General features: G+C 74.3%; 27 protein-coding genes and 1 pseudogene. 12 read left to right on the top strand and 16 right to left on the bottom strand.

Annotated features, from left to right (window positions below):
* Window positions 1-27: 27 nt before the first annotated feature.
* Together IH61_RS0135990 and IH61_RS0135985 are read left to right on the top strand one after the other, a co-directional pair.
* Complete coding sequence (locus IH61_RS0135990) at window positions 28-597, top strand: NAD(P)H-dependent oxidoreductase (protein WP_199823437.1); 570 nt, start codon at window positions 28-30, stop codon at window positions 595-597.
* A gap of 5 nt (window positions 598-602) precedes the next feature.
* Entirely contained in the window at window positions 603-2,045 is a 1,443-nt protein-coding gene (locus tag IH61_RS0135985; protein ID WP_078911649.1) for a DHA2 family efflux MFS transporter permease subunit, read from the top strand.
* A 129-nt stretch (window positions 2,046-2,174) separates the two neighbouring features.
* Here the strand turns inward: IH61_RS0135985 and IH61_RS0135980 are convergent, their stop codons facing one another.
* Entirely contained in the window at window positions 2,175-2,831 is a 657-nt protein-coding gene (locus IH61_RS0135980; RefSeq protein WP_031077822.1) for a scabin-related ADP-ribosyltransferase, read from the bottom strand.
* Between the two features lie 175 nt (window positions 2,832-3,006).
* Between IH61_RS0135980 and IH61_RS0135975 the strand changes: the two are divergent.
* Window positions 3,007-4,131, top strand: a pseudogene (locus IH61_RS0135975) (UDP-N-acetylglucosamine--N-acetylmuramyl-(pentapeptide) pyrophosphoryl-undecaprenol N-acetylglucosamine transferase); the annotation flags it as partial.
* 270 nt (window positions 4,132-4,401) lie between these two features.
* Here the strand turns inward: IH61_RS0135975 and IH61_RS0135970 are convergent.
* From IH61_RS0135970 to IH61_RS47475, 4 genes are all read right to left on the bottom strand, one after another.
* Window positions 4,402-5,496 (bottom strand): protein-L-isoaspartate O-methyltransferase family protein, encoded by a 1,095-nt coding sequence (locus IH61_RS0135970; RefSeq protein ID WP_031077817.1) that lies wholly within the window; start codon window positions 5,494-5,496, stop codon window positions 4,402-4,404.
* A 9-nt stretch (window positions 5,497-5,505) separates the two neighbouring features.
* Window positions 5,506-5,658, bottom strand: coding sequence for a hypothetical protein (locus IH61_RS47485; RefSeq protein ID WP_158845688.1), 153 nt, complete (start codon window positions 5,656-5,658; stop codon window positions 5,506-5,508).
* A gap of 590 nt (window positions 5,659-6,248) precedes the next feature.
* Window positions 6,249-6,782 (bottom strand): ATP-binding protein, encoded by a 534-nt coding sequence (locus IH61_RS47480; RefSeq protein ID WP_158845685.1) that lies wholly within the window; start codon window positions 6,780-6,782, stop codon window positions 6,249-6,251.
* A 163-nt stretch (window positions 6,783-6,945) separates the two neighbouring features.
* Window positions 6,946-7,314, bottom strand: coding sequence for a hypothetical protein (locus IH61_RS47475; protein WP_051838612.1), 369 nt, complete (start codon window positions 7,312-7,314; stop codon window positions 6,946-6,948).
* 149 nt (window positions 7,315-7,463) lie between these two features.
* Between IH61_RS47475 and IH61_RS0135950 the strand changes: the two genes are divergently transcribed.
* The 3 genes from IH61_RS0135950 to IH61_RS0135940 are packed head-to-tail and all read left to right on the top strand — an operon-like array spanning window position 7,464 to window position 10,039.
* Window positions 7,464-8,549 (top strand): hypothetical protein, encoded by a 1,086-nt coding sequence (locus IH61_RS0135950; RefSeq protein ID WP_031077811.1) that lies wholly within the window; start codon window positions 7,464-7,466, stop codon window positions 8,547-8,549.
* A gap of 13 nt (window positions 8,550-8,562) precedes the next feature.
* Window positions 8,563-9,231: a YdcF family protein gene (locus tag IH61_RS0135945; protein ID WP_031077809.1), complete on the top strand. Its 669-nt coding sequence runs from the start codon at window positions 8,563-8,565 to the stop codon at window positions 9,229-9,231.
* Entirely contained in the window at window positions 9,179-10,039 is an 861-nt protein-coding gene (locus tag IH61_RS0135940; protein WP_078911646.1) for a WbqC family protein, read from the top strand. Before IH61_RS0135945 ends, IH61_RS0135940 begins: the two co-directional genes overlap by 53 nt.
* Window positions 10,040-10,564: 525 nt before the next feature.
* On the opposite strand, the gene IH61_RS0135935 is transcribed toward IH61_RS0135940, so the two are convergent.
* The 3 genes from IH61_RS0135935 to IH61_RS0135920 form a co-directional block, all read right to left on the bottom strand.
* Window positions 10,565-10,924: a hypothetical protein gene (locus IH61_RS0135935; RefSeq protein ID WP_031077806.1), complete on the bottom strand. Its 360-nt coding sequence runs from the start codon at window positions 10,922-10,924 to the stop codon at window positions 10,565-10,567.
* On the bottom strand, window positions 10,921-11,502 hold the full coding sequence (locus IH61_RS0135930; protein ID WP_158845681.1) for a hypothetical protein: 582 nt from the start codon (window positions 11,500-11,502) through the stop codon (window positions 10,921-10,923). The genes IH61_RS0135935 and IH61_RS0135930 overlap by 4 nt, the downstream gene beginning before the upstream one ends.
* 393 nt (window positions 11,503-11,895) lie before the next feature.
* Window positions 11,896-12,429, bottom strand: a complete 534-nt coding sequence (locus IH61_RS0135920; protein WP_031077801.1) for an SRPBCC family protein — start codon at window positions 12,427-12,429, stop codon at window positions 11,896-11,898.
* A gap of 222 nt (window positions 12,430-12,651) precedes the next feature.
* Here IH61_RS0135920 and IH61_RS0135915 point away from each other — a divergent pair, with 222 nt between their 5' ends.
* A complete protein-coding gene (locus IH61_RS0135915) occupies window positions 12,652-13,563 on the top strand; it encodes a LysR family transcriptional regulator (protein ID WP_051838611.1) in 912 nt (303 codons plus the stop codon).
* A 29-nt stretch (window positions 13,564-13,592) separates the two neighbouring features.
* Here the strand turns inward: IH61_RS0135915 and galE are convergent, their stop codons facing one another.
* The 5 genes from galE to IH61_RS0135890 all read right to left on the bottom strand — a co-directional run bounded on the left by galE (window position 13,593) and on the right by IH61_RS0135890 (window position 18,614).
* Complete coding sequence (gene galE / locus IH61_RS0135910) at window positions 13,593-14,606, bottom strand: UDP-glucose 4-epimerase GalE (protein WP_031077798.1); 1,014 nt, start codon at window positions 14,604-14,606, stop codon at window positions 13,593-13,595.
* A 251-nt stretch (window positions 14,607-14,857) separates the two neighbouring features.
* A complete protein-coding gene (locus IH61_RS43530) occupies window positions 14,858-15,337 on the bottom strand; it encodes a ricin-type beta-trefoil lectin domain protein (protein ID WP_051838610.1) in 480 nt (159 codons plus the stop codon).
* Between the two features lie 245 nt (window positions 15,338-15,582).
* Window positions 15,583-15,873 carry a hypothetical protein gene (locus tag IH61_RS0135900; RefSeq protein ID WP_031077794.1) on the bottom strand — a complete coding sequence of 97 codons (291 nt, stop codon included), beginning with the start codon at window positions 15,871-15,873 and terminating at the stop codon, window positions 15,583-15,585.
* 88 nt (window positions 15,874-15,961) lie between these two features.
* Window positions 15,962-17,065, bottom strand: a complete 1,104-nt coding sequence (locus tag IH61_RS0135895; protein ID WP_031077792.1) for an NADH:flavin oxidoreductase/NADH oxidase — start codon at window positions 17,063-17,065, stop codon at window positions 15,962-15,964.
* Between the two features lie 154 nt (window positions 17,066-17,219).
* Window positions 17,220-18,614: a uracil-xanthine permease family protein gene (locus IH61_RS0135890; RefSeq protein ID WP_031077790.1), complete on the bottom strand. Its 1,395-nt coding sequence runs from the start codon at window positions 18,612-18,614 to the stop codon at window positions 17,220-17,222.
* 618 nt (window positions 18,615-19,232) lie between these two features.
* Here IH61_RS0135890 and lanKC point away from each other — a divergent pair.
* On the top strand, window positions 19,233-21,869 hold the full coding sequence (gene lanKC, locus IH61_RS0135885) for a class III lanthionine synthetase LanKC (protein WP_051838609.1): 2,637 nt from the start codon (window positions 19,233-19,235) through the stop codon (window positions 21,867-21,869).
* 278 nt (window positions 21,870-22,147) lie between these two features.
* A complete protein-coding gene (locus tag IH61_RS42020) occupies window positions 22,148-22,864 on the top strand; it encodes a DUF4328 domain-containing protein (protein WP_051838608.1) in 717 nt (238 codons plus the stop codon).
* A 24-nt stretch (window positions 22,865-22,888) separates the two neighbouring features.
* On the opposite strand, the gene IH61_RS0135870 is transcribed toward IH61_RS42020, so the two are convergent.
* Entirely contained in the window at window positions 22,889-23,659 is a 771-nt protein-coding gene (locus IH61_RS0135870; RefSeq protein ID WP_234327483.1) for an MBL fold metallo-hydrolase, read from the bottom strand.
* Between the two features lie 78 nt (window positions 23,660-23,737).
* On the opposite strand from IH61_RS0135870, the gene IH61_RS0135865 reads away from it, so the two are divergent.
* Window positions 23,738-24,328, top strand: coding sequence for a CGNR zinc finger domain-containing protein (locus IH61_RS0135865; RefSeq protein ID WP_031077784.1), 591 nt, complete (start codon window positions 23,738-23,740; stop codon window positions 24,326-24,328).
* A 92-nt stretch (window positions 24,329-24,420) separates the two neighbouring features.
* On the opposite strand, the gene IH61_RS47470 is transcribed toward IH61_RS0135865, so the two are convergent.
* Complete coding sequence (locus IH61_RS47470; protein ID WP_158845678.1) at window positions 24,421-24,576, bottom strand: hypothetical protein; 156 nt, start codon at window positions 24,574-24,576, stop codon at window positions 24,421-24,423.
* A 515-nt stretch (window positions 24,577-25,091) separates the two neighbouring features.
* Here IH61_RS47470 and IH61_RS0135855 point away from each other — a divergent pair.
* Together IH61_RS0135855 and IH61_RS0135850 are read left to right on the top strand one after the other, a co-directional pair.
* Entirely contained in the window at window positions 25,092-25,292 is a 201-nt protein-coding gene (locus IH61_RS0135855) for a hypothetical protein (protein ID WP_031077782.1), read from the top strand.
* Window positions 25,293-25,342: 50 nt separating this feature from the next.
* Window positions 25,343-26,122, top strand: coding sequence for a class I SAM-dependent methyltransferase (locus IH61_RS0135850; RefSeq protein WP_158845674.1), 780 nt, complete (start codon window positions 25,343-25,345; stop codon window positions 26,120-26,122).
* Between the two features lie 180 nt (window positions 26,123-26,302).
* On the opposite strand, the gene IH61_RS0135845 is transcribed toward IH61_RS0135850, so the two are convergent.
* On the bottom strand, window positions 26,303-26,632 hold the full coding sequence (locus tag IH61_RS0135845; protein ID WP_051838606.1) for a hypothetical protein: 330 nt from the start codon (window positions 26,630-26,632) through the stop codon (window positions 26,303-26,305).
* Window positions 26,633-26,899: the final 267 nt, after the last annotated feature.

The raw sequence follows: 26,899 nt of genomic DNA, 5'->3' as shown, positions 1-26,899 counted from the left end.
GCTGCCGCCGCTGCCCTGCGCGTCGCCGTGATCGTGGGCAGCGTCCGCGAAGGACGCCTCGGCCCCACCGTCACCGACTGGTTCCTCAAGACCGCCGGGACCCACGCCCCCGACCTGCACCTCGACGTCATCGACCTCGCCGGCGTCGACCTGCCCCTGGCCATGCCCGACTGGGGCGGCGCCCCCACCCCGCAGGCCGCCGCCGCCCTGGCCGCCGTCAGCCCCCGACTCGCCCGCGCCGACGCCTTCGTCGTCGTCACCCCCGAGTACAACCACAGCTTCCCCGCCGCCCTGAAGAACCTCATCGACTGGCACCGCGAACAGTGGCAGGCCAAGCCCGTCGGCTTCGTCTCCTACGGCGGCCTCGGCGGCGGCCTGCGCGCCGTCGAGCAACTGCGCCTGGTCTTCGCCGAGTTGCACGCCGTCACCATGCGCGACTCGGTCAGCCTGCACGGCCCCTGGTCCGGCATCGGCCCCGACGGCGAACCCCGGGACACCGCCGTCAGCGAAGGCGCCGCCAAGGGCATGCTCGGCCAACTCCACTGGTGGGCCCGCGCCCTGCGCACCGCCCGCACCCAGCACCCCTACGGGGCGTGAACCCCGTGACCCTCCGACCCGCCACCCGACCGGCCACCGCCACCGCCACCGCCACCGCCACCGCCACCACCGCCACCGCCACCGCCGTCACACCGCCGCCGCAGCGGAGCTCCGCCGTGGGACGCACCGTCGCCGTCGTCGTCACCGGCTCCATGCTCTCCGTCCTCGACACGACGATCGTCAACGTCGCGCTGCGCCGCCTCACCGAGGTCTTCCACGCCCCCGTCGCCACCGTCCAGTGGGCCACCACCGCCTACACCCTCGCCCTGGCCGCCGTGATCCCCGCCGCCGCCTGGGCGATGGCACGCATCGGCGCCAAACGCACCTACCTCCTGGCCCTCGCCCTCTTCACGGCCGGCTCGCTGCTGGCGGCCTGCGCCTGGGACGTCAGCGCCCTGATCGCCTTCCGTGCCCTGCAGGGCCTGGGCGGGGGCCTGCTGATGCCCGTCGGCATGACGACGGTGATGCGCGCCGCCGACCGCACCGGGATGGGACGGGCCATGGCGCTGCTCGGACTGCCCGTCCTGGTCGGCCCCGTCGCCGGACCCGTCCTGGGCGGATGGCTGCTCGACACCCTCTCCTGGCGCTGGATGTTCCTGGTCAACCTGCCCGTCGGACTGCTCGCCCTGGCCCTTGCCTCGCGCCTGCTCACCCCGGACGCGCCGAGGGCGGGGGACACCGCGCACGCGCCGAAGCTGGACGTGCCCGGACTGCTGATGCTCTCACCCGGCCTGGCCCTGCTGCTCTACGCCCTCGCCGGCGAGCACCCCGCCTGGCCGCCCGCCGCCGCCGGCGCGCTCCTGGTCGCCGGATGGACGCACCGCTCCCTGACGATCCGTCAACCCCTGCTCGACCTGCGCCTGTTGCGCGACCGCACGTTCGCCGCATCCGTCGCCACCCTGGCCCTGTTCACCTGCGGCTACTTCGGCTCGATGCTGCTCGCCCCGCTGTACTGGCAGCAGGTACGCGGCCACGGCGCCATGGCGGCCGGACTGCTCGGCGCGCCCGTCGGCCTCGCCGTCGGGGTGTCCATGCAGATCGCCTCGCGGCGCATCGACGCCATCGGGCCCCGCCGCCTCGTCCCGCCCGGCGTGGCCCTGGGCGCCCTCGGCATGGCGCTGACCGCCCTGCAGACCGGCCAGGCCGGCGTGCCCGCCTGGCGGGTGGTCGCGGCGGCGATGGCCATGGGCGTCGGCGCCGGGATGGTGCTCATGCCGACCATGACCACCGCCACCCGCCACCTGCCCAAGGACAGGATCGCCGCCGCCACCACCGCGCTGAGCATCAACTCCCAGCTCTGGGCCTCGATCGGCACCGCCCTGATCTCCGCCACCCTCGGCGCCGCGGGCACCGCCCCCTCCGGCTTCCGCACCGCCTACGCCCTCGCCGCGGGCGTCCTGGCCCTGGCCCTGCTCCCGGCATGGGCACTGGTGCGGCGGCGCGGGTGAACACCCGTACGGAGCCCGGCCGTTGAGCCCGCTCACCGCCGTTCCCCATCATCCGCCCTCCGCCCTCCGCCCTCCTGCCGGCGGGTGCCCGCCCCCGGCCGGGGGCGGGCCCGTCAGGGGGCGTGCCCGTCAGAGGGTGGCCGCCGCGCTCTTGTACGGCGCGAAGCCGGCGTTGGACTTGCAGCCGAGGTTCTCGAAGGTGCTGACCTTCGTGTCCGGATCGGTGGAGGTCAGGCGGTACTTGCAGGCGCCCTTGAGGTACCGGCCCTCGACCCCGCCGGGAAAGTCGATCTCCTTGTTCCACAGGTAGGGGGACTGGTAGTCGTTGACGCGGGCGGTGGCGTTGACGTCGATGCCGCCGGGGGCGTGGATCTCGTAGACCCAGCCCGTCCTGGCGGCCCCGTAGGTCGCGAACTTCTGCGCCACCCACATCGCGCAACTGGTGCTCAGGTGGGCGCTGTTCTGCCCACCGCCCTTGACGATGTACTGGTCGAGCGGGATCAGCTGCTCGCCGCGGGGGACGAAGCCGGACTGGAAGATGTCCTCCACGTTCTCGCGGGTGTCGCCGCGCCAGAGCGTGTTGACGTCGTTGCGCCACCGCCAGCGCTCGGCCGTCGCCGTCTCCGCGACCGCCTGGGCGATCTGCGGTTCGGTCGTGGTGCGCCACCAGTCCGAGGCGCGGTAGTCGGCCACCGGCCCGCAGGGGCCGGTCAGGTCGTCGGCGGCACCCGCCCGCAGGGCGGGGGAGGCGGCCGGGGCGGCGGCCGGGGCACCGGCACCGGCCACCGCCCTGCCCGCCGGCCGCCGCCGTTCCCCACCGTCCACCCCACCCGCCCGCCGGCAGCCCCGAAGGCGTCCCTGAGTACCAGTCAGGCCGGCGGCCGAAGTGCCCTGGTGGCACTGGTATGTTCCAGCGGTGCACCAAGACCCCAGCGACCTCCTCGCCCGTCTCGGCCGCCCCCTGCGGCTGATCGTCACCGGCGGGGGAACGGGCGGCCACACCTATCCGGCCCTCACCGCGATCCGCACCCTGCGTACGCGCCTGGCCGAGGCCGGAGGCGCCCTGGACGCGCTGTGGATCGGCACCGCCGCCGGCCTCGAGGTGAGGGTGAGCGCCGCCGAGAACATCCCCTTCACCACCGTCGCCACCGGCAAGATCCGCCGCCACGCCAACCCCCTCAGGATGGTCTCCCCGGCCAACGTCCGGGACATGGGCCGCGTCCCCCTGGGCGTGGCCCAGGCCCGCTCCGCGGTCGCCGCCTTCGCACCCGACGTGGTCCTCGGCACCGGCGGCTACGTCGCCGTGCCGGTGGGGATGGCCGCCCGGATGTGCCACCGCCCGCTCGTGGTCCACGAGCAGACCGTCCGCCTCGGCCTCGGCAACCGGGCACTGGCCCGGATGGCCACCCGCGTTGCGCTCTCCTCCGAGTCCACACTGCGCCTGCTGCCCAGGGCCGTACGCGCCAGAGCCGTGGTCACGGGCAACCCGGTACGCCCCGAAGTGCTCACCGGGCAGGGGGAGAAGGCGATCTCGGCGCTCTCCCTGTGGGGCTTCGACCGGTCGCTTCCGACGGTCTACGTCACCGGCGGCGCCCAGGGCTCCCAGCAGATCAACGAACTGGTGAGCGAGGTCCTGCCCGGGCTGCTCGGCCACGCCAACGTCATCCACCAGTGCGGGCCCGGCCACGAGGGACGGCTGCGCCGCCGCGCCGCCGCACTGCCCGAGCACCTGCGCCCCCGCTACCTCGCCACCGGCTTCGTCGGCCCGCAGCTGCCGGACGTACTCGCCCTCGCCGACGTCGTCCTCTCACGCAGCGGCGCGGGAACACTCGCCGAGCTGACCGCGCTGGGCCGGGCCGCCGTCTTCGTCCCCCTCGCGGCCTCCGCCGGCGGCGAACAGGAACACAACGCCCGCCACCTCGCCGACGCCGGCGCGGCCGTCGCCCTCCTGGGACCGGCCACCCCCGACGCCCTGCGCCAGGCCATCGGCCCGCTCCTGACCGACCCGGCCCGCCGTGCGCGGATCGCCCAGCGGGCCGCCGAACACGGCCGCCCGGACGCCGCCGAGCGCCTCGTCGACGTCCTGCCCCCCCCCCCCCCCCCCCCCCCCCCCCCCCCTTCCGGGGGGCCCCCCACCCCTGGGCTGGCCGCGCGCCGCGGGGCGGGCGGCGCGCGGCAGCGCCGAATCTGCGCCTCAGCAGGGGTGAACACCCGTGGGTCATCAGGTGCGTTGAGCAGTTCTCCCGCCGTTCCCCGCCATCCACCCCCCACCCGCCTGCCGGCGGGTGCCCGCCCCGGGCCGTTGCGTCCGCCGCCCGGCCCAGGCAGGCCGGGCGGCGGACCGTGAGCCAGGGTGTCAGCCCTGGCCCGGGAGGGGGTTGTCGGGGTGGTCCAGCCACACGGTGTGGCCTTCGGGGGTGACGGTGAGGCCGAGGCGCTCGAAGCCGGGGCGGCCCTGGTCGTGCCACCAGCGGTAGGCGGCCTCCAGTTCGTCCCACAGGCTGCGGGGCCCGGACTGGGAGACGGCGTGCGGAGCGTCCCAGTCGGCGTAGCGGCAGTGGGCGTAGGAGGTGCCGTCCCAGATCTCGGTGCGGCCGGTGCCGGGCCGGTCGTATCCGGCCCACATGTCCTGGCGGTACAGGTCCGGCAGGCGCAGGCCGACGGCGAAGGCGGCGTGGGTGTGGCCGGCCAGGTCGGCGGGGTCGGTTGCGGAGGCGCTGCGGCGGATGTCGTCGATGTCGAACTCGCCGCTGTCGGGGCGCTGGTCGCGCACCCACATGAACGAGACGTCCTCGACGAAGGGGCCGCTCGCCGAGCGGCCGTCCTGGGCGACGGTGAGCCGCAGCAGCGCGCCGTTGCAGAACGGGGTGCCGTAGGGGGCCAGGACGATTCCGCCGGGCCCGGTCTGTTCGACGATCGTCCAGGGAAGGCGCTGGAGCGCGGCGGTGAAGTGCACCCGGTCGAAGGGAGCGCCCTGGGGGTGGCCCAGGGTGCCGTCGCCCGTGATGACGGCGGGGTGCAGGCCGACGGTGTGCAGCCGGTGGCGGGCCTGGTCGGCGAGGTGGGGGTCGACTTCGACGGTGGTCAGGTTCGCGTCGCCGACGCGGCGGGCGAGCAGGGCCGCCGTCCAGCCGGTGCCGGTGCCCACCTCCAGGACCTTCATGCCCTCGGCCACGTCCAGGTGGCGGAGCATCTGCGCGACCACGGTGGGCATGGAACTGGACGACGACGGCGTGTCGCCGCCGTCGTAGACCTGTGTGACCAGGGCCAGGTCGGAGGTGACCAACTCCTCCCACCGGTGGGGGCGTTCGGCACGGTCGACCCACTCGCCGTCGTGGAGGATCCGGTCCGGGGTGAACACCTCGCGCGCCGTGGCCCGGAAGGTCTCCTCCCAGTCGGCCGACAGCGCCCCGCACTCCCGGAGCGCGTCCGTCAGCTTGTCCCAACTCATGTTTCCCCCTTACGGCTTGGACGGCTTGGGCAGGTCGGTGGGCGGCGCGTCGCGCTGGCCGTCGTGCGGCGCGGTGTCGGGCTTGCCGGAGTGGCCCCCGCCGCTGCCGCCGCCGGCCTTGCCGGGGCCGTCGTTGCCCGATCCTCCGCCGTGCTTTCCCATGGGCTTTCCCTTCCCGTGAACGGACTCTGGTGGTGATCCCAAGCGGGCGGCGCCGCAGACCAGTTGCTGCGCCGCCGCCCGCTCGGAAGTGTCAGGCGCGGGCGGTGACGGGGATCATCGGCCCGGGACCGGGCGGCGCGGGCGGGCCCGGGGGCGCGGGCGGGGTGGGCGGCTTGGGCTGCGGCGTGCTCATACTGGTCGCTCCTCGTACGGGTGGGCGGGCCGCCGGTTGGCGGTCTGACTGTTCGGTGTTGCGGGCCCACCCCGGGGCGCAGCGGTCTGCCAGGACCGGCGATCGGGGCGGGGCTCTGGTGACCCGTGCCGATGTGTTCGTTCGTTCGGAGGGTCGGTGGTGAGGGCCCGGTCTCAAGGGAGGGCCGGGCCCGCGGTGACGGCCCGATTCGCCGACAGGGCCGCCGGAATCGGCCGAACCGGCGGCTTCGCCGGGCACGGTTCGGCGTCGCGGTGATCCGGCGCCGGTCGGAGCGGCGGCGGCACGGCTCATCGCGGCCCGCCCCTTGCAGGGCGGGAGTTGCAGAATCCGGAGGAGACCCGCAGGGCATCGGCTGCGGTGGGCTACGGCCGGACGGTCACGCCGCCGGTATTCGCTCCAGCGCCACCGGGCCTCCTGGCGGCGCTGGAACCCTCGTCCGGTACCGGTCCGCTCGCGGAGCGGCTACGGGGAGCGGCGTGGCGACCCGCAGGCCGGTCGCCACAGTGCGGGCCGGTACGGGCGGATTGAACTCGACCCACACCGACTTCCCGCCCCCATCAAGAGGATCGACGCCGAACCGGTCCGCCAGGGCGAGGACGAGCCCGAGGCCACGGCCGCCGACAGCCTCCCCGTTCGCAGCCCGGAGCTCGGGCCGGCCGGGACCGGGGTCGCTGACGCAGACCCGTAGCGCACCGCCCGCGGTGAGCCCCAGCGCGGCGCTCAGCGCCACACCCGGCCGTCCCCCTTTGCAGCCGTGAACGACCGCGTTGGTGGCGAGCTCGGACAGTACGAGCTGAACATCGCCCAAGAAGTCCTTCAACTCCTGGGCGTCCACCCCCAGTTCCGGCAGCACCCGCTGGGCCCAGCGGCGGACGGATCCGATGCTCGCCCGGTCGGCGGGGAACCTCATCGTGACGGACTGTGCTCTCGATTCCATGGGACGTCTCACTCGCTCGGGGCCGGACAGCAGGGTCGTGGGGTGCCGGATTACGTGGTCGCCGCTCTCCTGCCGTACGTGCCCTCTGGCTGTGGCAGCGAGCTGATCACGAGCCCGGCCTCGTACTGGTCGTACGTCAGGCGGGAGTTGCGGCAGCGCGGCTGTTGCGACGGCGGCTCGCCGGCCGCCCTCGCGCGATGAGAAGCCGTATGCCCGCATCGGAGAGGGACCTGAGCCGGCGATCGGCGTCGGCACGGTTGCCGAGGTGCGCGATCGTGGGCAGGACCACGGCATACAGGTCGGCCCTCTCCTGGATACAGCTGAGGAGGGCATCGGGTGTGGCGCCGTCATCGGTGATCACCTCGGCGAGGCGAAGCTCCCGGCGCTTGCAGAAGTCGCCGAGGACGCCGGTCAGCGCCTGTCGGCGAGGCAGTGCCGAGGCGACGGCCTCACGTAGGAGTCCGACCACCACGGGCTGGGGTACGGGGAGTTGCTCGGTGAGCATCCGCTTCCTTCCGGTCGCTGAGGTCGTCTGCTCCGAGGCTGCCCGAACCCGGACCGCCAGGGAATCGCATGCCGTGGCAGTTCCGTGGCAGTTCCGACGCACCGTCACCGTCCGCGGTGCTTCGATGGCTTCAGGAGTAGGAGGTGGCGATGGCTGCAGTGATCGTGTGGACCGGGCTCGAAGCGAAGGCTCTGCGAGTGGCGTGCCGCAAGTCCGTGCGGGACTTCGCGGCGCTTCTGGGCATGTCGGTGAGGGCGGTGACGAACTGGGAGAGGTTGGGAGCAGGAACCCAACCCCGGCCGGACACGCAGGCGATCTTCGATACCGTGCTGCGCCAGTGCGACCCCGCAGCCCGGATGCGGTTCGAGGCCCTCGTAGCGCAGCAGACCGGCGCTCCGATGCACGCGGAGATGCAGGCGGGGCCCCGGGCATGGGAGTACGAATCGTGGACGGAGGACATCGAGCGGGCTGTCCTGGCCGCCGCTCGGCAGGACTTCGTCTTCGCCGGAAGCCTGCTGGAACGTTGGCGCTCGCGCTGGGCCGTGCGCGACCTCGACGAGCGGGGTCTCTACCTGTTGGCCCGTTCGAGCGCGCTCGAGGGTGACCTGCGCCGTGACCAGGGTGTGCTGCTCGGCCCGCTGTCGGCTTCGACGTCGTACACCCAGGCACGAGCGCTGTTCACCCAACTCGACATCCCGAGGCGGACCGCGCAGTTGGACCTGTCGCTGGCGGTGGTCACGGAGATGGCGGGGAGACTCGACGCGGCGGCGTGCCGGTACTCGGAGCTGTCCGGCGACGTCCGCCTCAGCTCGCGGGACCGTGCGCGGGCGGCCCTTTGGGTCGGCACCGCGTTGGACAAGCAAGGGCGGCACGAGCAGGCCGTCGGCATCACGGAGTCGGTGATCCGGGTGTTCGAGGGTCTGGGAGAGGTGGAGGACTGGGCGACAGCGCACCAGAAACTCGCGCTCGCCCACCGGGGCGCCGGGAACCTCGGGGAGGCGTCCCGGCAGATCGAGATCGCGCGGTCGAACGCCACCGGTTCGGCCCCGATGCAGGACGTGCGGCTGGCCGCCGCTCACGGGCACATCCTGCTGAGCGACCGTGCTACCGCCGGAGAGGGGCTCGCCCTGCTGGACCGGGCTGAGGGCTTGGCGGCCAAGTACGGTATGTCTCACCAGCAGAGGAGCATTCAAGGCATCCGGGCCGGCTTCCAGCGGGCACCGTGCCTCCAGTGAGCGGGAGAACGACGTGGCGGACGCTCGGCAGCGCGAGATCACCGACCGGCAGTGGGCGGACGCCACGCTGATCTGGGAGTACCACCAGATGGGGCAGGAACCGCGGCCGTGCGATGTGGCGATCGGCCTGGGCTGCCACGACCTCGGCGTCGCCGCGGAGGCTGCCAGGTTCTACCTGGACGGCCTGGTGGGCAGGATCGTGTTCACCGGCGGGCCGAACCCGTCCAGGCCGGACCACTTCCCCCGCGGTGAGGCCGTGCACTTCACCGAGCACGCTCTCTCGCTCGGCGTGCCCGAGCATGCGATCCATCAGGAGCCGAGGGCCCGCAACACCGGGCAGAACATCCAGTTCTCCCGGGAGGTCCTTCAGGCCGTCGGTGTCGACGTGCACTCGGTGCTGCTGGTGAGCATGCCATACATGGAGCGCCGGGCGTACGCCACGTGCCGCAAGGTGTGGCCGGAGGTGGAGGCGGTGTGCGCCTCGACCCCGATGAACCTGAACGACTATGTGAAGACGATCGGCGACGACGGGCTCGTGATCGACAGCCTCGTGGGCGACCTCCAGCGGGTGATCGAGTACCCGAAGCTCGGGTTCGCCGTCGCCCAGGATGTCCCGGAGACCGTCCGTGATGCATACCAGCGGCTTCTGGCCGACGGATTCGACAGCAAGTTGCTCGTCTGACGCCGCACCGGCCGCCGGGCCGGTCTGTGCCATCCACCAGCCGAACCTGTTTCCCCGCCTGTCCACCCTCGCCAAGCTGTTCGCCGCGGACGTGTGGATCGTCCTGGACGACGTGCAGTTCGCCCGCCGTGACTACCAGCACCGCGCCCGCCTCGCGCCAGCCGCCGGCACGCCGGGCCTGGCCCGGTGGCTGAGCATCCCCACGCACCTTCCGGCAGGGCGGGCGACGTTGATCAGGGACGCCCGGGTGGTCGCTCCGGTGCTCAGCCGCCACCGAATCGCGGACCTGCTGCGCGAGCACTACCGGACCACTCCCCACTGGGCGGCGTTCAAGCCCCGGCTGGAGGTGCTCCTCGACGTGTTCGAGCGCACCGATCGGACCGGGACCGTGGCACAGGAGTCCACACTCCTGCTCCTGTCGATGGTCGGCTGGAGCGGCCGGGTGGTGGTCAGCAGCGACCTGAACGCGAGCACCAACCGCTCCCAGCGTCTGGCTGACCTCTGCTCGGCGGTTGGCGCCGCGACCTATCTCTGCGGGACGGGTGGCATGCGGTACATCGAACCCGCGGTGTTCGACCGGGCCGCCGTCCAACCGCGGCCCTTCGCGGTCCCGAACAGCGGCCTGTGGGCCGGCGCGTCCCGAACGAGCGCGGTCGCCGCGCTCACCGCCTACGGGCCGCAACGGCTGGCCGAACTCCTGGAGCACCGTGCTGCCGCTCGATCGAGGACCTCCCGCTCCGCGCCGCCATGGCCCGTCCCTCTGCACGAGCCCGTCCCCGCAAGGCATGTCCACCCGCGGCCCCTCTGACCCGGTCCCGTTGTACGGTGCGGCGTCCGGCCGGTACGGCGCCCCGTCCTTCACTCCGGCCTCGACCCTGCGGAGCGGTGCCGGAGCCCAAAGGTGCTGGGTACGGGCTCTGCAGCGCGGGCGGGGTGCTGGAATCCAGAATGATCACGTCTGCACCGGGGGACGATCCCGGCGCGGGCATCCTGCGCGGCGACGGCGTACACCCGCCGCAGCAGGTCCGGGCCCTCGTCCAGCCGAGCCGATGCGCATCGTTGCCCGGCCGGCGGCCGGGCCGTGCCGCCGAACCGAGCCCCCACGGCCTCCACCGGATCAGGGCGGCACGACTGTCAGGGAGTTGACGCGGGCGCCGCGCCCGGTCGCGACGTTTCGGCAAGTCCCTTGCGGGGTTGTACTGCCGGCCCGGCTTCGCCGTTTGCCCCGGTGGACGGTGGCGTCGGTTCCCGGGTTCGCAGGCCGGGGGCGGTGGAACGCCGGCGGGGCCGCAGGGGGAGTCCCTGCGGCCCCGCCGGGGTGCGCCGGGCGGTGTCAGGGCAGTTGCTCGACCAGCAGGTGGGCGTTGGCGAGGTCGAGGCCGGTTGCCCGGCGCAGGTGGCGGATCGCCTCGTCGCGCTCGCCCGCGCTCAGCAGGCCGAGCAGTTCGGCGTGCAGGGCCGGGTCGCACCGGGCCAGACGGGCGGCCGCTTCGGCGGGTGTGCTGGGGAGGCTGCCGTCGCGGACGAGGGCGGCCAGAGCGGCGGGGCCGTGCACCAGCGCGAGGAGGGTGTCCTTGCGCAGTGCCTTGACGGCCCTCGTGTCGTCGCCTGCCGCGTGCAGGGCCAGGGCGGCCTGCTGGGCCTCGGCGGGGACGGGCGTGAGGGTGGCGGCCGAGGCCGCGGGTGCGGTCACGAGCAGTGGTGGCGGATCGAGTCGATGCCCAGGACCTCGCCGGCCAGCGAGCCGAGTACGGGGCCCAGCTGCTCGAGCTTCTCGTGGCCGGTGGCGACCCGGATCAGCAGGTAGGCGGCCTTCTTGACGCCGCCGGCGGTTTCGATGAACTTCTTGAGCTTGACGATCTTCAGGTAGGGGATGGCGCCCGAGGCGAGGGCGACGGTGATGGCGGCGGCGCACCCGAGGGCGTGCCACCAGCCGAATGCCTGGACCTGCCCGGGCCCGGCCTGCGCGGCCTGGGCCTGCGCGGCGAGGTCGGGGTAGTTGTCCTGGAGGTACTCCTGGACGGACAGGTCGCCGGCCGCGACGACCTCGTCGGGCATGTCGTCGATGATGCCGAGGAGCTTCTCCATCTGCTCGGCCTCGGCGGGGTCGGCCTCCTGCTCCCCGGCCGTGGTCGCGGCCCCGGCCGTGGTCGTGACCGCGGCCCGGTACTCGGTGGCGGAGGCGGCCTGGGCGGTGCCGACGCCGGCGATGCCGACGGCCGCGGCGCAGACCATAGCGATGGCGGTGTTCCTGAGCGTTCCGGTGCGCATGACGATGTTCCCCCGTCTGATCGGTGTCAGCCGGCAGCAGTTCGTGCCGGTCACGAACTCCGTTGGAATGAAAGGTACTTGACGTGCATTCAGATCCCTCGGACCCATCCCGACGGCCTGGTTCGTCAGCAAGCCTCAGTGGTGACGGGAAGCCGGGCAAGGGATCCGATGGAGATCTGATGAAGATTTGAGCTTCCGGCGTTCAGGGCCCGCGGCCGGCGCCCTGCCGGGTCCGCTTCCTCCCGGGCGGCCCGGACCCGGGGACCACCCGCCGCCGCGAGCGCGTCGAGCGCGTCGAGGGCGTGGAGGGCGTGGATCCGGGCGACAGCCGCCGCCGCCCTCCCCGCCCGCGCCCGCCCGCGCCCGCCCGCGCCGGGCGTGCCCGGTGCGCCCCTAACCGCCCTGCTCCGCCAGCGACTTGACGCCCGCCAGCGTCGCCTCGATCCCCGCCCGCAGCTCGGAGAGCCGCAACGCGACGAACTCCTCCTCCCGCTGCGGATACGCGTCGATCGCCGCGCTCAGCCCGCTGCGCCCCGGGCCGATGACCGCCGACAGCCGCACCCGCACCCCGCCGCCGTCCCCGTCCGCGAGGTCGAAGCGCCAGCGCGCCAGCGACCCCGGCAGGGCGTCGACCGGGTCGCCGTAGCAGCCGTCGGCGTCCATCACGCCCCAGGCGAAGACGCGCCCCTCGACCAGTTCCGTCACCTCGCAGACGGTCCGCCAGTCCGCCATGCCGGCACGGCTGTTGTGGCCCTCGAAGCGCGCGCCCACCGCGGGGCCGCTCGCCCCGTCCAGCCAGGCCGTGCGCTGCAGTTCGGGGCTGAGCCGGGCCGGCAGGGCGATGTCGCTCACCAGCTCCCACACCCGCCCGACCCCCGCCCGTACCAGCACCTCGCCGTGCGTGCCCGGCCCCTGCGCGTACCGCATCCCGCTCGCCCCCCGTGTTCCGTACGTACGTCCCCCTACGGGTCGGCACCCGCCGTGCCCCCGCCCCTCGGCGTCCGGAGCGCCGCGAAGGCAGCGGGCGGGTTGCCGCCCACTTCAATGCCGCCCACTTCAACGGGCCCAGCAGCGATGATCGATCCCCCTCGACACCCAAGTCAATCCACCGATTCACTGGGACACCCCCAAGCGATACCTTGGACCACCATGACCCTCGACGATCTGCGCGTCTTCGCCGCCGTCTGCCGGGCCGGCTCCCTGAGCGCCGTCGCCCGCGACCTGACCTGCAGCCAGTCCGCCGTCAGCCAGCACGTCAAACGCCTGGAACGCGAACTCGGCCTGCCCCTGATGGAACGCCACCCGCGCGGCGTCGTCCCCACCGCCGCCGGACGCCTGCTCCACAACGCGGTCGCCAGCGGACTGGGCGGCATCGACCACGCGCTGCGCACCATCGCCGAACTGGCCCACGGCGAGGGCGGATCGGTGCGGGTGACCACCGGCGCGGTGAGCATCCGGCACTTCATGTCGGGCGCGGTGGTGGACTTCCGCCGCCGCTTCCCGCGGGCCAGCCTGGAGTTCCAGACGGAGGTCTCCAGCCGCAGCTGCCTGCAGGCGCTCGGTGCGGGCCGGGTCGACCTGGCCTGGATCACCATGGGCGCGGCGGTGCGCGGCATCGAGCAGCGCGGCGTGGTCAGCCTGCCCTGGGTGCTGGCCGTCGCCGCCCAGGACCCGCTCGCCGCCCGCACCCGCGTCGACGTCACCGACCTGCAGGACGCCCGCCTCATCGGCCTGCCGGCCAACTCCGTCGCCCGCTCCCAGCTCGACGCCCAGCTCGCGGCCTTCGGCATCCGCCCGGTCTTCGACACCGGCGTCGCCGACTGGGACACCGCCATCCTGCTCGCCGAACTGGGCCTGGGCCAGGCCGTCGTCCCCGCCCTGCCCCAGTGGCAGGGCCCCGGCCACCCGGGACTGCGCCTGCTGCCCCTGCCCGGCCTGCCCCCGCTCACCGCCGGCTGGGCCGTACGCGACTGGAACACCCTGGGCCCCCTGGCCCGCATCTTCGCCGACACCGTCGCCGCCCACTTCACCCACCCGCCGGACGCACCCGGCGACGCGTGAACGAACGGCGCGGCCGGCGCGGCGGCTCGTCAGCCCGCGCCGAGGACGCCCTCGCGCACGGCGTGCCAGCGCAGGGAGTCGCGGATGCCGTCCTCGAGGGTGTGCTCGGGCTTCCAGCCGAGCAGGGCGGCGGCGCGGGTGCCGCGGGTGTAGGCGCCGGCGGCGTCGCCGGGGCGCGGGCCCGTCTCGACGACCCGCAGCGGCCGGCCGGTCACCGCCTCGAAGGCCGCGACCAGTTCGCGCACCGTCGTGCCCGTGCCCGTGCCGAGGTTGATCACCTGGTAGCCGCCGTCGCCGGCCTGCGCCACCGCGTCGAAGGCGAGCAGCGCCCTCACGTGGGCGTCGGCGAGGTCCCAGATGTGGACGTAGTCGCGGATGCCGGAGCCGTCGCGGGTGGCGTAGCCGGTGCCGGTGAGGGTGAACGCCTCGCCGCTGTGGTGGCAGTCGATCATCGCGCCGAGCGCGTGGGTGGGCCGGCGCACCTGCAGGCCGGAGCGCAGGCGCGGGTCGGCGCCGACGGGGTTGAAGTAGCGCAGGGACACCACCCGCAGGCCCCCCGCGGCGGCGGTGTCGCGCAGCACCAGCTCGAAGACCTCCTTGGTGCGCGCGTACGGGCTCAGCGGCGCGGTGGGGGAGTCCTCGTCGACGGCGAAGTCCCCGGTGACGTCCCCGCCCGCCCGGTACAGCGACGCGGAGGAGGAGAACAGCAGCCGGGTGCAGCCGTTGCGCGCCAGGTGGCCCAGGAACGCGATGCCCTTGGCGACGTTGGCCCGGTAGTAGCCCAGCGGGTCCGCCACCGAGTCCGGGACGACGATCAGCGCCGCGCAGTGGACGACGGCGTGCACGTCCGGGTGCTCGGCGAAGACCCGGTCCACCAGCGCCCCGTCGGCGATGTCGCCCTCGTAGAAGGCGCGCCCGGCGGCGAACTCGCGCCGCCCGGTCACCAGGCTGTCCAGCACGACCACCTCGTGCCCCTCGTCGAGGAGCCGGGAGGCGACGGTACTGCCGATGAAACCGGCACCGCCGGCGATGAGGACCTTCACGACGGGGCTGCTCCTCGCACTCGACACCACGGCCCCGCCGCCCGGCGCGGCCGTCCGCCCGCCCCGGCCGGCGGATTCCGGCGACCCTACACCGGCACCGCCCGCCGGCCACCCGTGGCCAGAACCCGGCATCCCTGCTAGAGAACCCGGCACCCCGGCCAAGGAAGGGGCGCCGACCGGACCCCGCCCGGCAGACGCCCGTGCCCGGGGCCGCCCCAACGCGGCCCCGGGCACAGCGAGCTGACGGTGCGTCAGACCAGGGCGAGGCTGATCTGGTCGTTGAAGACCACCCAGTGCTGGCCCGGGTCGGAGGTGTCGCACGGCTTGGTGGAGACGTTCGGGGTGCCCCAGGCGTCGGCCAGACAGTAGGCGGGCGCGAAGGTCAGGGAGATCTGCTGGCCCGTCACCGTCCAGTACTGGCCCTGGTCGGAGGCGTTGCAGGGCTTGGTGGACACGTCGGTGGCGTTCCAGGTGTTGGCCAGACAGTAGGCGCGCGCGTTGCTCAGCGCGATCTGCTCGCCCGACAGGGCCCAGTGCTGGCCCGCGTCACCGCCGTTGCACGGCTTGGCGGAGATGCCCGCCGCGCCCCAGGTGTTGGCCAGGCAGTACTGGTTGGGCGTGCGCACGGCCGCCCGGGCGGTGCCCGCCCCGCCCGGGCCGAAAGCCGGCAGCAGGGAGGCGGCCAGGGCGGCCGCGGCGATGGCGAGCGTCTTGCGCAGGGCGAAAGCCATGAGGGGGGTTTTCCGTTCTGCTAGAGGCCGCACCGGTCGGGCACGGCCGGGGGCGCCGCCCGGACTCGGCCCGGGCGCACGAGATTTCTAGAATCGATCGCCATCGAACCAACGGTGCTGCGCACCGGGTCCACCCGGACGGCCGCCTTGTGCGACAAGTCCCGGCCCACCCCGCCCGCAAGGACGCCCGCCCCGCCCCCGCCCGAGGGGGACCGGCCGGGCGCAGCCATCAACTCGCCTGCGCGCTACGGCAGGTCCCCGCCCCGTTCGTGGCGCAGCCGCAGGACGTCGGCCATGGTGGAGGTGGGCAGGGTGCCGTTGCGGGCGGCGGCGATGATGCGGTCCTGGTCGGGGTCGGCGTCCATTTCCGCTTCGCACCACCAGCGGTTCAGGACCAGCTCCGCCTGGTCGATGGGGGCCTGGCCGAGCTCGCGGTAGAACTCCATCCGGCGGCCGCCCTGCAGTGCGGCGGCGATGCCGTCGGGAGTGCGGGGTACCCGGGGCTGCGGGGGGTGGTGCGCGGGTTGGACGCTCATGGGACTCCTCCTGCCTCTGCCTCTGAGGACCACGGTATCCGGTGCCGGTCGGCCGCCGGCCCGGCGACCGACCGGCACCGAGCCGCCCCTACGCCCGGTGGTACTGGAGCGGGCCGCGGACCTCGGCGCCGAGCCGGGCTGCGGCGTGGCGGGCCCAGGAGGGGTTGCGCAGGAGTTCGCGGCCGATGAGGACGGCGTCGGCGCGGCCGGCGGCGATGATCTCCTCGGCCTGGCGGGGCTCGGTGATCTCGCCGACGGCGGCGACGGGCAGGCCGGAGCCGGTGCGCACGGCTTCGGCGAAGGGCACCTGGTAGCCGGGGCCGGTGGTGACGGCGGCGTCGGGGACCAGGCCGCCGCTGGAGACGTCGATGAGGTCGACGCCCAGGGCCTGGAGCTCCTTGGCCAGGCGCACGCTGTCCTGGAGCGTCCAGCCCTCGCGGGCGTCGGCGGGGTTCTCGGAGAGCCAGTCGGTGGCGGAGACGCGGAAGAGCAGCGGCAGGTCCTGGGGCCACACGGCGCGCACCGCGGCGGCGGCCTCCAGGGCGAAGCGGGCGCGGCCCTCGAAGGAGCCGCCGTAGGCGTCGGTGCGGTGGTTGGACTGGGGGGAGAGGAACTCGTGGATGAGGTAGCCGTGGGCGCCGTGCAGTTCGACGGCCTGGAATCCGGCAGCCAGCGCCCGCTGCGCGGCCTCGGCGAAGCGGCGCACCAGGACGCCGATCTGCTCGGTGCTCAGCTCGTCGGGGGTGGTGTGGGCGGGGGAGAAGGCGCGGGCACTGGGGGCGAGGGGGCGCCAGCCGTGCGGCTCCTCGGGGGCGAGCGGGCGCCCGCGATCGACCCAGGTGCGCTCGGTGGACGCCTTGCGCCCGGCGTGGGCGAGCTGGACGGCCGGGACGGTGCCCTGCTCGCGCAGGAAGGCGGTGATGCGCTTGAACGCCTCGGTCTGGGTGTCGTTCCACAGGCCCAGGTCGTAGGGGGAGATGCGGCCCTCGGGGGTGACGGCGGTGGCCTCGACGATGATCAGCCCGGTGCCGCCGACGGCGCGCGCGGCGTGGTGGGTGAAGTGCCAGTCGGTGGGCGCACCCGCCGCCTCGCCGTCCGGGGCGGCGCTGTACTGGCACATCGGCGGCATCCACACGCGGTTGGGGGCGGTGACGCCGCGCAGGGTGTACGGGGTGAACAGGGCGCTGCTCATGGCGGGGCTCCGGATCGGCTGGGAGGGGCGGGGTACCAAATTCCCTGCGCACACAATAGTTGCACGCGCAGCTAATTGACAAGGGCAAGGGATGGTGGGGGGAGGGGGAGGGGCGGGGCGCCGCAGCACCCCGCCCCGGTCCCACGGAAGACCGTCAGCTGCGCCCCTCCTCCGCACCCGTGCGGTCGTAGGAGGAGGTGCCCGCGTCCAGCAGCGGCTCCTGCTCCTTCAGGTGCGCCGGCGCCAGCGCCCGCAGCGCGTGGTAGCCGGTGATGACGACGATCGTGCCCAGCGCGATGCCGCTCAGCGAGAAGGTGTCGGTGAACTTCAGCGTCACGTTGCCGACGCCGATGATGATGCCCGCGGCCGCCGGCACGAGGTTGAGCGGGTTGCGCAGGTCGACGCCGGAGCGGGTCCAGATCTGCGCGCCGAGCAGGCCGATCATCCCGTACAGGATGACGGTGATCCCGCCGAGCACCCCGCCGGGGATCGCGGCGACGACGGCGCCGAACTTGGGGCACAGGCCGAACAGCAGCGCGAAGCCGGCCGCGGCCCAGTAGGCGGCGGTGGAGTAGACGCGGGTGGCGGCCATGACGCCGATGTTCTCGGAGTAGGTGGTGTTGGGCGGCCCGCCCAGGGCGGTGGAGAGCACGGAGCCGGCGCCGTCGGCGGCGATGGCGGTGCCCAGGCGCTCGTCGAGGTTCTCGCCGGTCATCTCGCCCACCGCCTTGATGTGCCCGGCGTTCTCGGCGATCAGCGCGATGACGACGGGCAGGGCGACCAGCACCGCCGACCACTGGAAGGAGGGGCCGTGGAAGGCGGGCAGGCCGATCCAGTCGGCGCGCCCGACCCCGGACAGGTCCAGGCGCCAGTGCTCGACCGCGTGGCCGGCGGCGTCCACGGTGTGGACCTTGCCCAGGACGCGGTCGAACAGGAAGGAGATGCCGTACCCGAAGAGCAGCCCCAGGAAGATCGCGATCCGCGACCAGAAGCCGCGCAGGCACACCACCGCAAGTCCCGTGAACAGCATCACCAGCAGCGCCGTCCACTGGTCCTGCGGCCAGTAGGTGGAGGCGGTGACCGGGGCGAGGTTGAAGCCGATCAGCATCACCACCGCGCCGGTGACCACCGGCGGCATCGCGGCGTGGACGACCCGCGCGCCGAAGCGCCGCACCGCCAGGCCCGTCAGGAACAGCACCGCGCCGACGACGAGGACCGCGCCGGTGACGGTGGCGCTGGTGCCGCCCTGGGCGCGGATGACGGCGGCCACCCCGACGAAGGACAGCGAGCAGCCCAGGTAGCTGGGCACCCGGCCGCGGGTGGCGAGCAGGAAGATCACCGTGGAGACGCCGGACATCATGATCGCCAGGTTCGGGTCCAGGCCCATCAGCACCGGCGCCACGAAGCTCGCCCCGAACATGGCGACCACGTGCTGGGCGCCCAGGCCCGCCGTCCTGGGCCAGGAGAGCCGTTCGTCCGGGCGCACCACCGCCCCGGGTGCGGGGGTGCGCCCGTCACCGTGCAGCTTCCAGCGCACGCCGAGATCCATGTGGGGGTTTCGCTTTCTTCCAGCGGGGGGCGTACGGGCGGGGGCGCCGTACGGCCGGGTTTCGCGCCCATTGTCCCGGCCGCCGCCAGGGGCGCCCGCACCCGCCCCGCCCCTGACCAGCGCACGAGCCCCGCCGCCGCCGCCCCGTGCGGTCCCGGCCCCGGGGCGTACAGGACTCCAGCACCGCCGAGTTGGCCGAAAATCGCACCGGCCGCCCGTGTCCGCGGACCCCGCCCCCGGCCCGCACCCGCGGGACCCGTCGCGCCGTCACTACGTCCGTAGTGCCACTACGCCGGTAGTGGCACTACGGACGTAGTGACGGCGCATCCCCCGCCAACGGAGGCCGCCCCCGCCCCGGTTCACCGCGAACCGGCCGAACCCCCATCCGGCATATCCGGACACAACCACCGCCCGGGCAACACCGGTTAACACGCCGTCAACGAATTGGCAACGCCTTGCCCGCGCTCCCCGGGCCGTGGATAACTGTGAACCCCCGCACCGAAACCGAACGCTCGGTCGGCCGGGGCATCCGGACAGCATCCGGACAGCAACCGGACATCCGGGGCCGGCCCACCCGCCACCGAGCCCCCACCCACCACGGTCCAGGGGGAACCCCGCATGCGCCCGTCCGACTACGAGCCCTACTGCCAGGCGGACCGCGTCCACTACGACGACCCCGCCACCCGCGACGACACCGCCGAGCTCTACCCCCAGGCCACCGCCCCCCTGCCCGGCGGCTGGGAACGCACCCGCGACGGCGTCTGGGTCTACCACCACCCCCAGGGCACCGTCCTGCCCGACCAGGGCTGGAAGATCCACGTCTCCGGCACCCCGGACGAGGCCCCGCGCATCATCGACACCGTCCTGGCCCACTGCCACACCCACGCCCTGAGCGTGAAGTACCTGCGCAGCCGCGAGACCGTCCTCAAGGCCAACGCCAAGTACGCCCCCCGCGGCTCCAGCGGCAAACTCCTCACCCTCTACCCCCGCGACGAGGACGAGCTGCGCACCACCCTCGAGACCCTCGAACCCCTCCTCGAAGGCCACCGCGGCCCCTACATCCTCAGCGACCTGCGCTGGCGCACCGGCATCCTCTACGTCCGCTACGGCGCCTTCCGCCAGCTCTACTGCCTCGACGACCAGGGCCGCACCGTCTCCGCCCTGCGCGACGTCACCGGCACCCTCGTACCCGACCGGCGCCGCCCCGTCTTCTCCGTCCCCGACTGGATCACCGTCCCGCCCTTCCTCGACGAGCAGATCCACACCCGCGCCACCCCCGAACCGGCCCCCGACGACTTCCCCTACACCATCGAACGCGCCCTGCACTTCTCCAACGGCGGCGGCGTCTACAAGGCCCGCGACCGCCGCGACGGGCGCACCGTCGTCCTGCGCGAAGCCCGCCCCCTGGCCGGACTCGACACCCACGGCAGCGACGCCGTCCAGCGCCTGCACCGCGAACGCGACATGCTGCGCCGCCTGGAGGGCCTCGACTTCGTCCCCCGCCTGTACGAGCACCGCACCGTGTGGGAGCACGAGTACCTCGTCGAGGAGTTCATCGACGGCGAGAAACTCGAACGCTTCCTCTTCACCGGCCGCCACCCCCTCCTCGAGGGCGACCCCGACCCGCAGCGCATCGCCGAACACACCGCCCTGGCCCTCGACTTCGCCGAGCAGCTCACCGCCATGCTCGCCACCCTCCACGGGCGCGGCGTGGCCTTCGGCGACCTCCACCCGGGCAACGTCATGGTCCGCCCCGACGGGCGCCTGGCCCTGGTGGACTTCGAGCTCGCCTTCGACCTGGAGGACGGCACGCCCCCCGCCTTCGGCGCCCCCGGCTTCATCAGCCCCGCCGCCCGCACCGGCACCGCCGTCGACCACTACGCGCTCGCCTGCCTGCGCCTGTTCCTCTTCCTGCCGCTGACCTTCCTCATCGAACTCGACGCAGGCAAGGCCGCCGACCTGGCCCGCGCCGCCGCCGCACGCTTCGCCCTGCCCGACACCTGGCCCGATCAGCTCCTCGCCGACCTCACCCGCGCCACCGCCGGCCCCCTGCCCCCCGGCAGCCTCCACACCCCCGGCACCGCCACAGGCACCGCCGCCGCCACCGGCACCGCCGCCCCCGGCGCCGCCGACCGCGGTCCGGCCGAACTGCCCGACACCGCGACCCCCGAGGGCCTGGCCCGCCTGGCCGACGACCTCGCCGCCGGCATCCTCGCCGCCGCCACCCCCCACCGCACCGACCGCCTCTACCCCGGCGACCCCGAGCAGTTCACCCGCCAGGGCACCGACCTCGCCCACGGCGCCGCCGGCGTCCTCTACGCCCTCACCGCCACCGGCCGCCCCGTCCCCGCCGAGCACCTCGACTGGCTCCTGGAAGCCGCCCGCCACCCCAAGGCCGTCCACCCCGGCCTCTACGACGGCCTCGCCGGCACCGCCCTGGCCCTGGACGCGGCGGGCCGCGGCGACGACGCCCGCGACGTCCTGGAACGCGTCCACCACCTCACCGCCACCCGCGACGACCTCGGCGTCCTGGGCCCCTCCCTCGCCTCCGGCCTCGCCGGGCTCGGCCTGGCCCACCTCCACTTCGCCCACCGCCACCCGGGCGAGGGCGCCGACCTCACCCGCCGCGCCGAAACCCTCGCCCACCGCCTCACCGCCGCCCAGCCCCCCACCCGCACCGGACTGCTCCACGGCCCCTGCGGCAGCGCCCTGTTCCTCACCCGCCTGTACGAGCACACCGGCGACAAGCAGTGGCTCACCGCCGCCCGCACCGCCCTGACCCACGACCTCGCCCGCGCCCGCCACGACCGCAAGGGCCTCCTGCTCGCCCACGACGGCCGCACCACCGCCTACCTCGCCGACGGCTCCGCCGGAGCGGCCCTGGCCGCCCGCGCGCTGCTCGCCCACCTCGACGACCCGGCCCTGACGGAGGCCGCCGAGCAGTTGGAGAAGGCGTGCGAGGCCGAATTCGTCCTCATGCCGGGCCTGTTCGAAGGCCGCGCCGGCCTCATCACCGCGCTGGCCGCCAGCCCCGCCCCCCGCGCCCGCACCCACCTGCACCGCCAACTCGCCCGCCTGGCCTGGCACCTGGTACGCCACCAGGGCCGCGCCGCCGTCCCCGGCCACCAGCTCCTGCGCCTGTCCCACGACCTGGCCACCGGCTCCGCCGGGCTCCTGCTGGCCCTGCACGCCGCCGCCACCGGCCGCAGCGCCCTTCCCCTCCTTGACCCCCGGGACGCGTCCGCGCCCCGGTGACCACCGAGAAAGAAAGAGGTAACACCATGGCCTTCATCCTCGACCTCCAGGGCCTCGCCGAGGAGTCCGAGTCCATCGTCGAGTCCCTGTGGTGCAGCCACTGGTCCTCCCGCGCCTGCATGTAGTCGGGAGAACCACCGGTGCCCGCCCCCCCACTTCGGGGGGCGGGCACCACCCGCTTTCGCCTCCTCCGCACGAAAGGCACTGGTGTGCACGAACGGTGAAGCCCTAGGGTGGCGGACCGTCAACCGTGGTCCATTCCTGGAGTGCTTACCCCGATGTCCTCGCCCGCCGTTTACCAGCCGCCGCGTACGGTCGCCACCGTCACCACCGTCCTGCTCGCCGTGAGCGCGGGGGTGGCGATGCTCGCGGCCGTCGCCGCGCTGCTCATGTACGGCTCCGCCGACGACATGGGCCCCCACATCCTCAACGGCGCCGACGCGCTGGTCGTGCTGTCGAGCGGGCTGCAGATGCTGGCCCTGGCGGGCACCGCGGCCGCCTTCATCACCTGGTTCCACCGGGTGCGCGTCAACGCCGAGGTGTTCGACCCGATGGGCCACCGCAGGTCGCGCGGCTGGGCGATCGGCGGCTGGTTCGTCCCGTTCGCGAACCTGTGGTTCCCCCGCGAGATAGCCGTCGACACCTGGCAGGCCAGCACCCGCCTCGACGCCTCCGGGGTGCGGGCGCCGCTGCCGCACACGCTGCTGAACGCCTGGTGGGTCACCTTCTGCGCGGGCAGGATCATCGGCCGCATCGGCAGCCAGTTCCTGGACAGCGCCGAGTACTCCGACTCCTACCGCACGGCCGCGACGTGGCTGCTGACCGCGGACGCGCTGGACGTGGTGGCGGCGGGCCTGGCGATCGCGGTGGTCCAGAAGCTGACGGCCGCGCAGGAGGAGCGCCACGCGGAGGCCGTCGCCCGCGCCTTCCCCGGTACGGGCTTCCCCGGCGCCCCCGGTGCCCCCGGCGCCCACGGCGCCACCGCCTGGAACTGACGCCCCTCCCGCCGCCGCCGCGCCTCAGCCCTTCGCGCTCTCCTGGAGCCGGTCGGCCAGCCCGGCGGCGGTGAAGGCGGCGACCAGGTCCTCGTTGCCCTCGGTGAAGTGGGCCCAGCTGTCCTGGTGGACGGGCACCACCGCGCGGGCGCCGAGGATCCCGGCGGCGCGGGCGGCCTGGGCGCTGTCCAGGACGAGGGTCGCGCCGTCGAACAGGACGGGGAAGCGCGGGGCGCCGGCGAAGAGGATGGCGGTGTCCACCGGCGCGAAGCGCGCGGCGATCTCCTCGACCACCTCCAGGGAGGCGTTGTCGCCGCTGACGTAGACGGTGGGCAGGCCCTCGCCGGTGAGCACGAACCCGACGACCTGGCCGGTGACGGCCTCGACCTGCTCGCGCGTGCCGGGCCCGTGCAGGGCCGGTACGGCGGTGACCGTGACGGTGCCGCCGCCGGGGCGCTCCAGCTCGACCTCCTCCCAGTCCCGCAGCCCCCGGGCGCTGCCGCCCAGGCGCTCGCCGCCGCCGGGGGTGGTCAGGGTCAGCGGCACGTGCGCGAGCAGCTCGCGCCCCGCGTGGTCGAGGTTGTCGGGGTGCTCGTCGTGGGAGAGCAGCACCACGTCCACCCGCCCGAGCTCCTCCAGGGAGCCGTCGGGCGGCGCGAGCTTGGTCAGCTGGGGGCGGCCGGGGCGCCCGTAGTCCCCGGGGCCGTCGAAGGTCGGGTCGGTCAGGAAGCGGAGGCCGCCGTACTCGAAGAGCGCGGTCGGGCCACCGAAAACGCGCACGGGAAGCTGCGTCACGACATTCACCTCACGGATGGGAGTGATGTATCCGTGAGAGAAACTAGGCGATCCTCACGGATGAGCGCAAGAGCTACCATGAGATCCATGACCGAAGCCGACCCCGGCATCCCCCCGGCCCCCGGGGAGGAGCAGCACATCTGCCTCGCCCTGGCCAACAGCGCCCTGACTCTGCCGGGCCTGCACCTGGACCGCCTGGCCACCCCCGCCGACGCCGAGCACTGGCTCCTGGCCCAGGGCCTGACCCCCGCCCCCGCGGGCCTGCAGGAGATGTGCGCCGCCCAGGTCCGCTCCCTGCGCGAGCACCTGCGCTCCCTGCTCGCCTCCCGCACCAGCGCCCAGCCCGCCCACCCCGCCGCCCTCGCCGCGGTCAACGACGCCCTCACTCGCGTCCCCACCGCCCGCCTCCTGCAGTGGGACGAGCGGACCGGCCCCTACCGCAGCACCCCCCACCCCACCACCGCGATGGTCGACCACGCCCTGGCCGCCATCGCCGCGGACGCCGCCGACCTGCTCACCGGCCCCGACGCCCCGCGCCTGGCCGCCTGCGCCTCGCCCCCCTGCACCCGCTTCCTGCTGCGCCAGGGCCGGCGCCAGTGGTGCTCCACCCGCTGCGGCGACCGCGCCCGCGCCGCCCGCGCCTACGCCCGCCGCACCACCCCCGACTGATCCGCCCTCAGGCCCCGCGCAACGCCGAAGGGGAGGCGCCACCAGGCGCCTCCCCTCCACGATCCGCCCGGCACCGCCCAGGTGCCGAGCCCTCAGTGCGCACGCTTGGCCACGCGGCGCGTGAACCGGGCCGCCACCGTACGGCGGCGCAGCCGCTGCGCCTCCTTGGCCTCGCGTACCAGGCGCTCGTGCTCGGCGCGGTGGGCGAGCTCGTTGGCGGTCTGCTGGAAGGTGTCGTACTCGATCATCTCGGGCTCCCCATCGGGTTCTTGCTCTGTTTCCCTGACGAGTAAGACTTTCCTCTCCCAGTGGGGGCCCGGGCATCGGGCGCCTGCCCCATCTTCGGGCCCCCGCACGCCTTAGCCCCGCCCCCCGCACCCCCCTTAGACCCGCCGGATCCCCGATCCCCAGGCGTAGAGACCCCCCTTACCTTCCTTAGAGGTACTTAGACGCCTTAGACGCCTTAGATCTGTGGGGTTGACAGCCCGCCAACGGCCCCTTCCCCGACACCCCCGGTTCACCTTCGACCTCCCAGGACGCCCCGGCCTCCAGGCCGGGGAGATGAGGGGCCCGCCCGAAGGGCGGGGGAGGGCCCTCGCCCCGGAGCCACGAAGCGGCGGAGCGGGCTGCGGGACCTGGACACCGCGTACCGGAACGTCCTCGACCAGGGCGGGGAGGATGTCGATTCTGCCGGTTGATCAACGACGGCCCCCGCGCCTAGGCTGCCGACGAACCGTCGCACCACGAACCGAAAGGCCCCGCCATGGAGTTGAGCCCCCGCCACAGCGCCCTGATCGCCACCGCAGCGGCCGCCCTGGCCGCCGCCGCCGTCACCGGCGTCAGCGTCGCCCGGAGCGAGCCCGCCGGCGCCGGCACCGGCATCACCGTCGAGGCCCACATGGCCCTCGGCAGCACCCCCGCCGAGACCCCCGCCCTGGTCGTCCCGGACCACATGTCCCTCTGAGCAGGCGTCCCCCCCTGAGCAGACGTCAACTTCCCGACCCGCCACCAGCGTTGACGACACCACCCGCCGACCCGACGGTGCGCCTGGTCACCGGCACCGCCGAGCGACTGGCCGCCCTGTGGGCGTCCCGGCCCGAGATCCGCCACCCGGGCTGGGAGCGCCCCTTCCGCCCCCTCGCCGACCTGCTGCCCGCGGCCGACCTGGACTTCGCCGCGCACAACCCCCAGATGGTGCCCCTGCTCTGGTACCCGGCGCTGCGCCACGGCCCCGCCGCCCGCCCGGTCGTCGAGGTCTTCGACCACCTGCCCGAGGGCCTGGGCGCGCCCCTGCCCCGCCGCCAGGACCTCTCGCGCATCTACGCCTGGGCCCTGGCCTCGCACACCGCCCTGCGGTGGATCGCCGACTGCCTGGACACACGCCCCCTGCTGGAGGTCGGCGCCGGCAGCGGCTACTGGGCCCACCTGCTGCGCCGCCAGGGCCTGGACGTCCTGGCCACCGACGCCGAGGCCCGCGCCGGGCACAACGGCTGGACCTCCCGCTTCCGCTACACCGACGTCCGCCCCGGGGACGCCGCCGAGGACGCCGCCGCCCACCCCGGGCGCGTCCTGGCCCTGCTGTGGCCGCCCCACCGCGAGGCGATGGCCGCCAACGCGCTGCGCGCCTACCGGGGCGAGGCCCTGCTCTACCTCGGCGACGGCCCGGGCGGCCTGTGCGCGGACGACGCCTTCTTCGCCGAGCTCCAGGCCCGCTGGCGCCCCGTCTCCTCCTGCCCGCTGACACTGCGCTGGCTGGGCAACCGCGACCGCGCGCTCTTCTACCGGCGCCGCTGACCGCCCGCCCGCCCGCGTCGGACGGACGCGTGCGCGTGCGGGCGTGCCGACCCACCGCATCGCGGCCGCGGTGGTGTCGAGCCGGCGGCCGAGCCCGTCCAGGGCGAATGAGACGCGCCGGGGTCGCCGCCCGCCGGCGGCAACCCCGGCGCGTTCCGACCGGGCGTACGAGAGGGGGCGTCAGCAGCCGCTGAGGATGTCGATCGCGACGACCTGCGAGCCCAGCGACCAGCCCTGGCCCGGGTAGAGCCGGTCGGTGAAGCCGCTGGAGTACTTCAGCAGCGCGCAGTCGTCGTGGCGGGCGTTGGTGACGTACGCGGCCGAGCGGGTCAGCGAGCCGGTGTTCTGCCAGCCCTGGTCCTTGTACATGGTGAGGATGTGGCCGTTGCCGTCCTCGAAGCACACGTACGGCCAGGGGCAGGTCTCCTCGGCCGAGGCCGTCGGCGCGAGCGCGAGCGTGGAGGCGGCGAGCGTTGCGGCGAGCCCGAGGGCGGCCGTGATCTTCTTCATCAGTTCTTCCTCGTCAGCGGACAGCGGACAGGCGTCCGGCACGGCCACCAATGTAGGCGCGCCGAAAGCCCCCGACCGCGCCCGGCGAAGCCGTCTCACCCCCGCCCACCAGCACTTTGAGACGCCGACACCCCGCGAACTGGAGACGTCTCAACCCTGGGCGCCACGTCAGCGCCCGCCCGCACCCCGCAGGCCGGAGACCCGGCCCCGCCCCGCCGCCGCCACCGACCGGCCCCGCCCCGCCGCCGCCACCGACCGGCCCCGCCC

The sequence above is a fragment of the Streptomyces sp. NRRL WC-3742 genome, assembly GCF_000720635.1.
In the GTDB taxonomy this organism is placed as follows: domain Bacteria; phylum Actinomycetota; class Actinomycetes; order Streptomycetales; family Streptomycetaceae; genus Kitasatospora.
This window is presented reverse-complemented; position numbering and strand designations above follow the sequence as displayed.

Excerpts from the sequence above, each read along its gene's own strand:
- IH61_RS0135915 (WP_051838611.1), top strand. The coding sequence starts at position 12,652 with ATGACCCTCGACGATCTGCGCGTCTTCGCCGCCGTCTGCCGGGCCGGC.
- IH61_RS47480 (WP_158845685.1), bottom strand. The coding sequence starts at position 6,782 with ATGAGGTTCCCCGCCGACCGGGCGAGCATCGGATCCGTCCGCCGCTGG.
- IH61_RS0135930 (WP_158845681.1), bottom strand. The coding sequence starts at position 11,502 with ATGCGCACCGGAACGCTCAGGAACACCGCCATCGCTATGGTCTGCGCC.
- lanKC (WP_051838609.1), top strand. The coding sequence starts at position 19,233 with ATGCGCCCGTCCGACTACGAGCCCTACTGCCAGGCGGACCGCGTCCAC.
- IH61_RS43530 (WP_051838610.1), bottom strand. The coding sequence starts at position 15,337 with ATGGCTTTCGCCCTGCGCAAGACGCTCGCCATCGCCGCGGCCGCCCTG.
- IH61_RS47485 (WP_158845688.1), bottom strand. The coding sequence starts at position 5,658 with ATGGGAAAGCACGGCGGAGGATCGGGCAACGACGGCCCCGGCAAGGCC.
- IH61_RS0135865 (WP_031077784.1), top strand. The coding sequence starts at position 23,738 with ATGAGATCCATGACCGAAGCCGACCCCGGCATCCCCCCGGCCCCCGGG.
- IH61_RS0135940 (WP_078911646.1), top strand. The coding sequence starts at position 9,179 with ATGCATACCAGCGGCTTCTGGCCGACGGATTCGACAGCAAGTTGCTCG.
- IH61_RS0135970 (WP_031077817.1), bottom strand. The coding sequence starts at position 5,496 with ATGAGTTGGGACAAGCTGACGGACGCGCTCCGGGAGTGCGGGGCGCTG.
- IH61_RS0135890 (WP_031077790.1), bottom strand. The coding sequence starts at position 18,614 with ATGGATCTCGGCGTGCGCTGGAAGCTGCACGGTGACGGGCGCACCCCC.
- IH61_RS47475 (WP_051838612.1), bottom strand. The coding sequence starts at position 7,314 with ATGCTCACCGAGCAACTCCCCGTACCCCAGCCCGTGGTGGTCGGACTC.
- IH61_RS0135895 (WP_031077792.1), bottom strand. The coding sequence starts at position 17,065 with ATGAGCAGCGCCCTGTTCACCCCGTACACCCTGCGCGGCGTCACCGCC.
- IH61_RS0135900 (WP_031077794.1), bottom strand. The coding sequence starts at position 15,873 with ATGAGCGTCCAACCCGCGCACCACCCCCCGCAGCCCCGGGTACCCCGC.
- IH61_RS0135855 (WP_031077782.1), top strand. The coding sequence starts at position 25,092 with ATGGAGTTGAGCCCCCGCCACAGCGCCCTGATCGCCACCGCAGCGGCC.
- IH61_RS0135845 (WP_051838606.1), bottom strand. The coding sequence starts at position 26,632 with ATGAAGAAGATCACGGCCGCCCTCGGGCTCGCCGCAACGCTCGCCGCC.
- IH61_RS0135950 (WP_031077811.1), top strand. The coding sequence starts at position 7,464 with ATGGCTGCAGTGATCGTGTGGACCGGGCTCGAAGCGAAGGCTCTGCGA.
- IH61_RS42020 (WP_051838608.1), top strand. The coding sequence starts at position 22,148 with ATGTCCTCGCCCGCCGTTTACCAGCCGCCGCGTACGGTCGCCACCGTC.
- IH61_RS47470 (WP_158845678.1), bottom strand. The coding sequence starts at position 24,576 with ATGATCGAGTACGACACCTTCCAGCAGACCGCCAACGAGCTCGCCCAC.
- IH61_RS0135920 (WP_031077801.1), bottom strand. The coding sequence starts at position 12,429 with ATGCGGTACGCGCAGGGGCCGGGCACGCACGGCGAGGTGCTGGTACGG.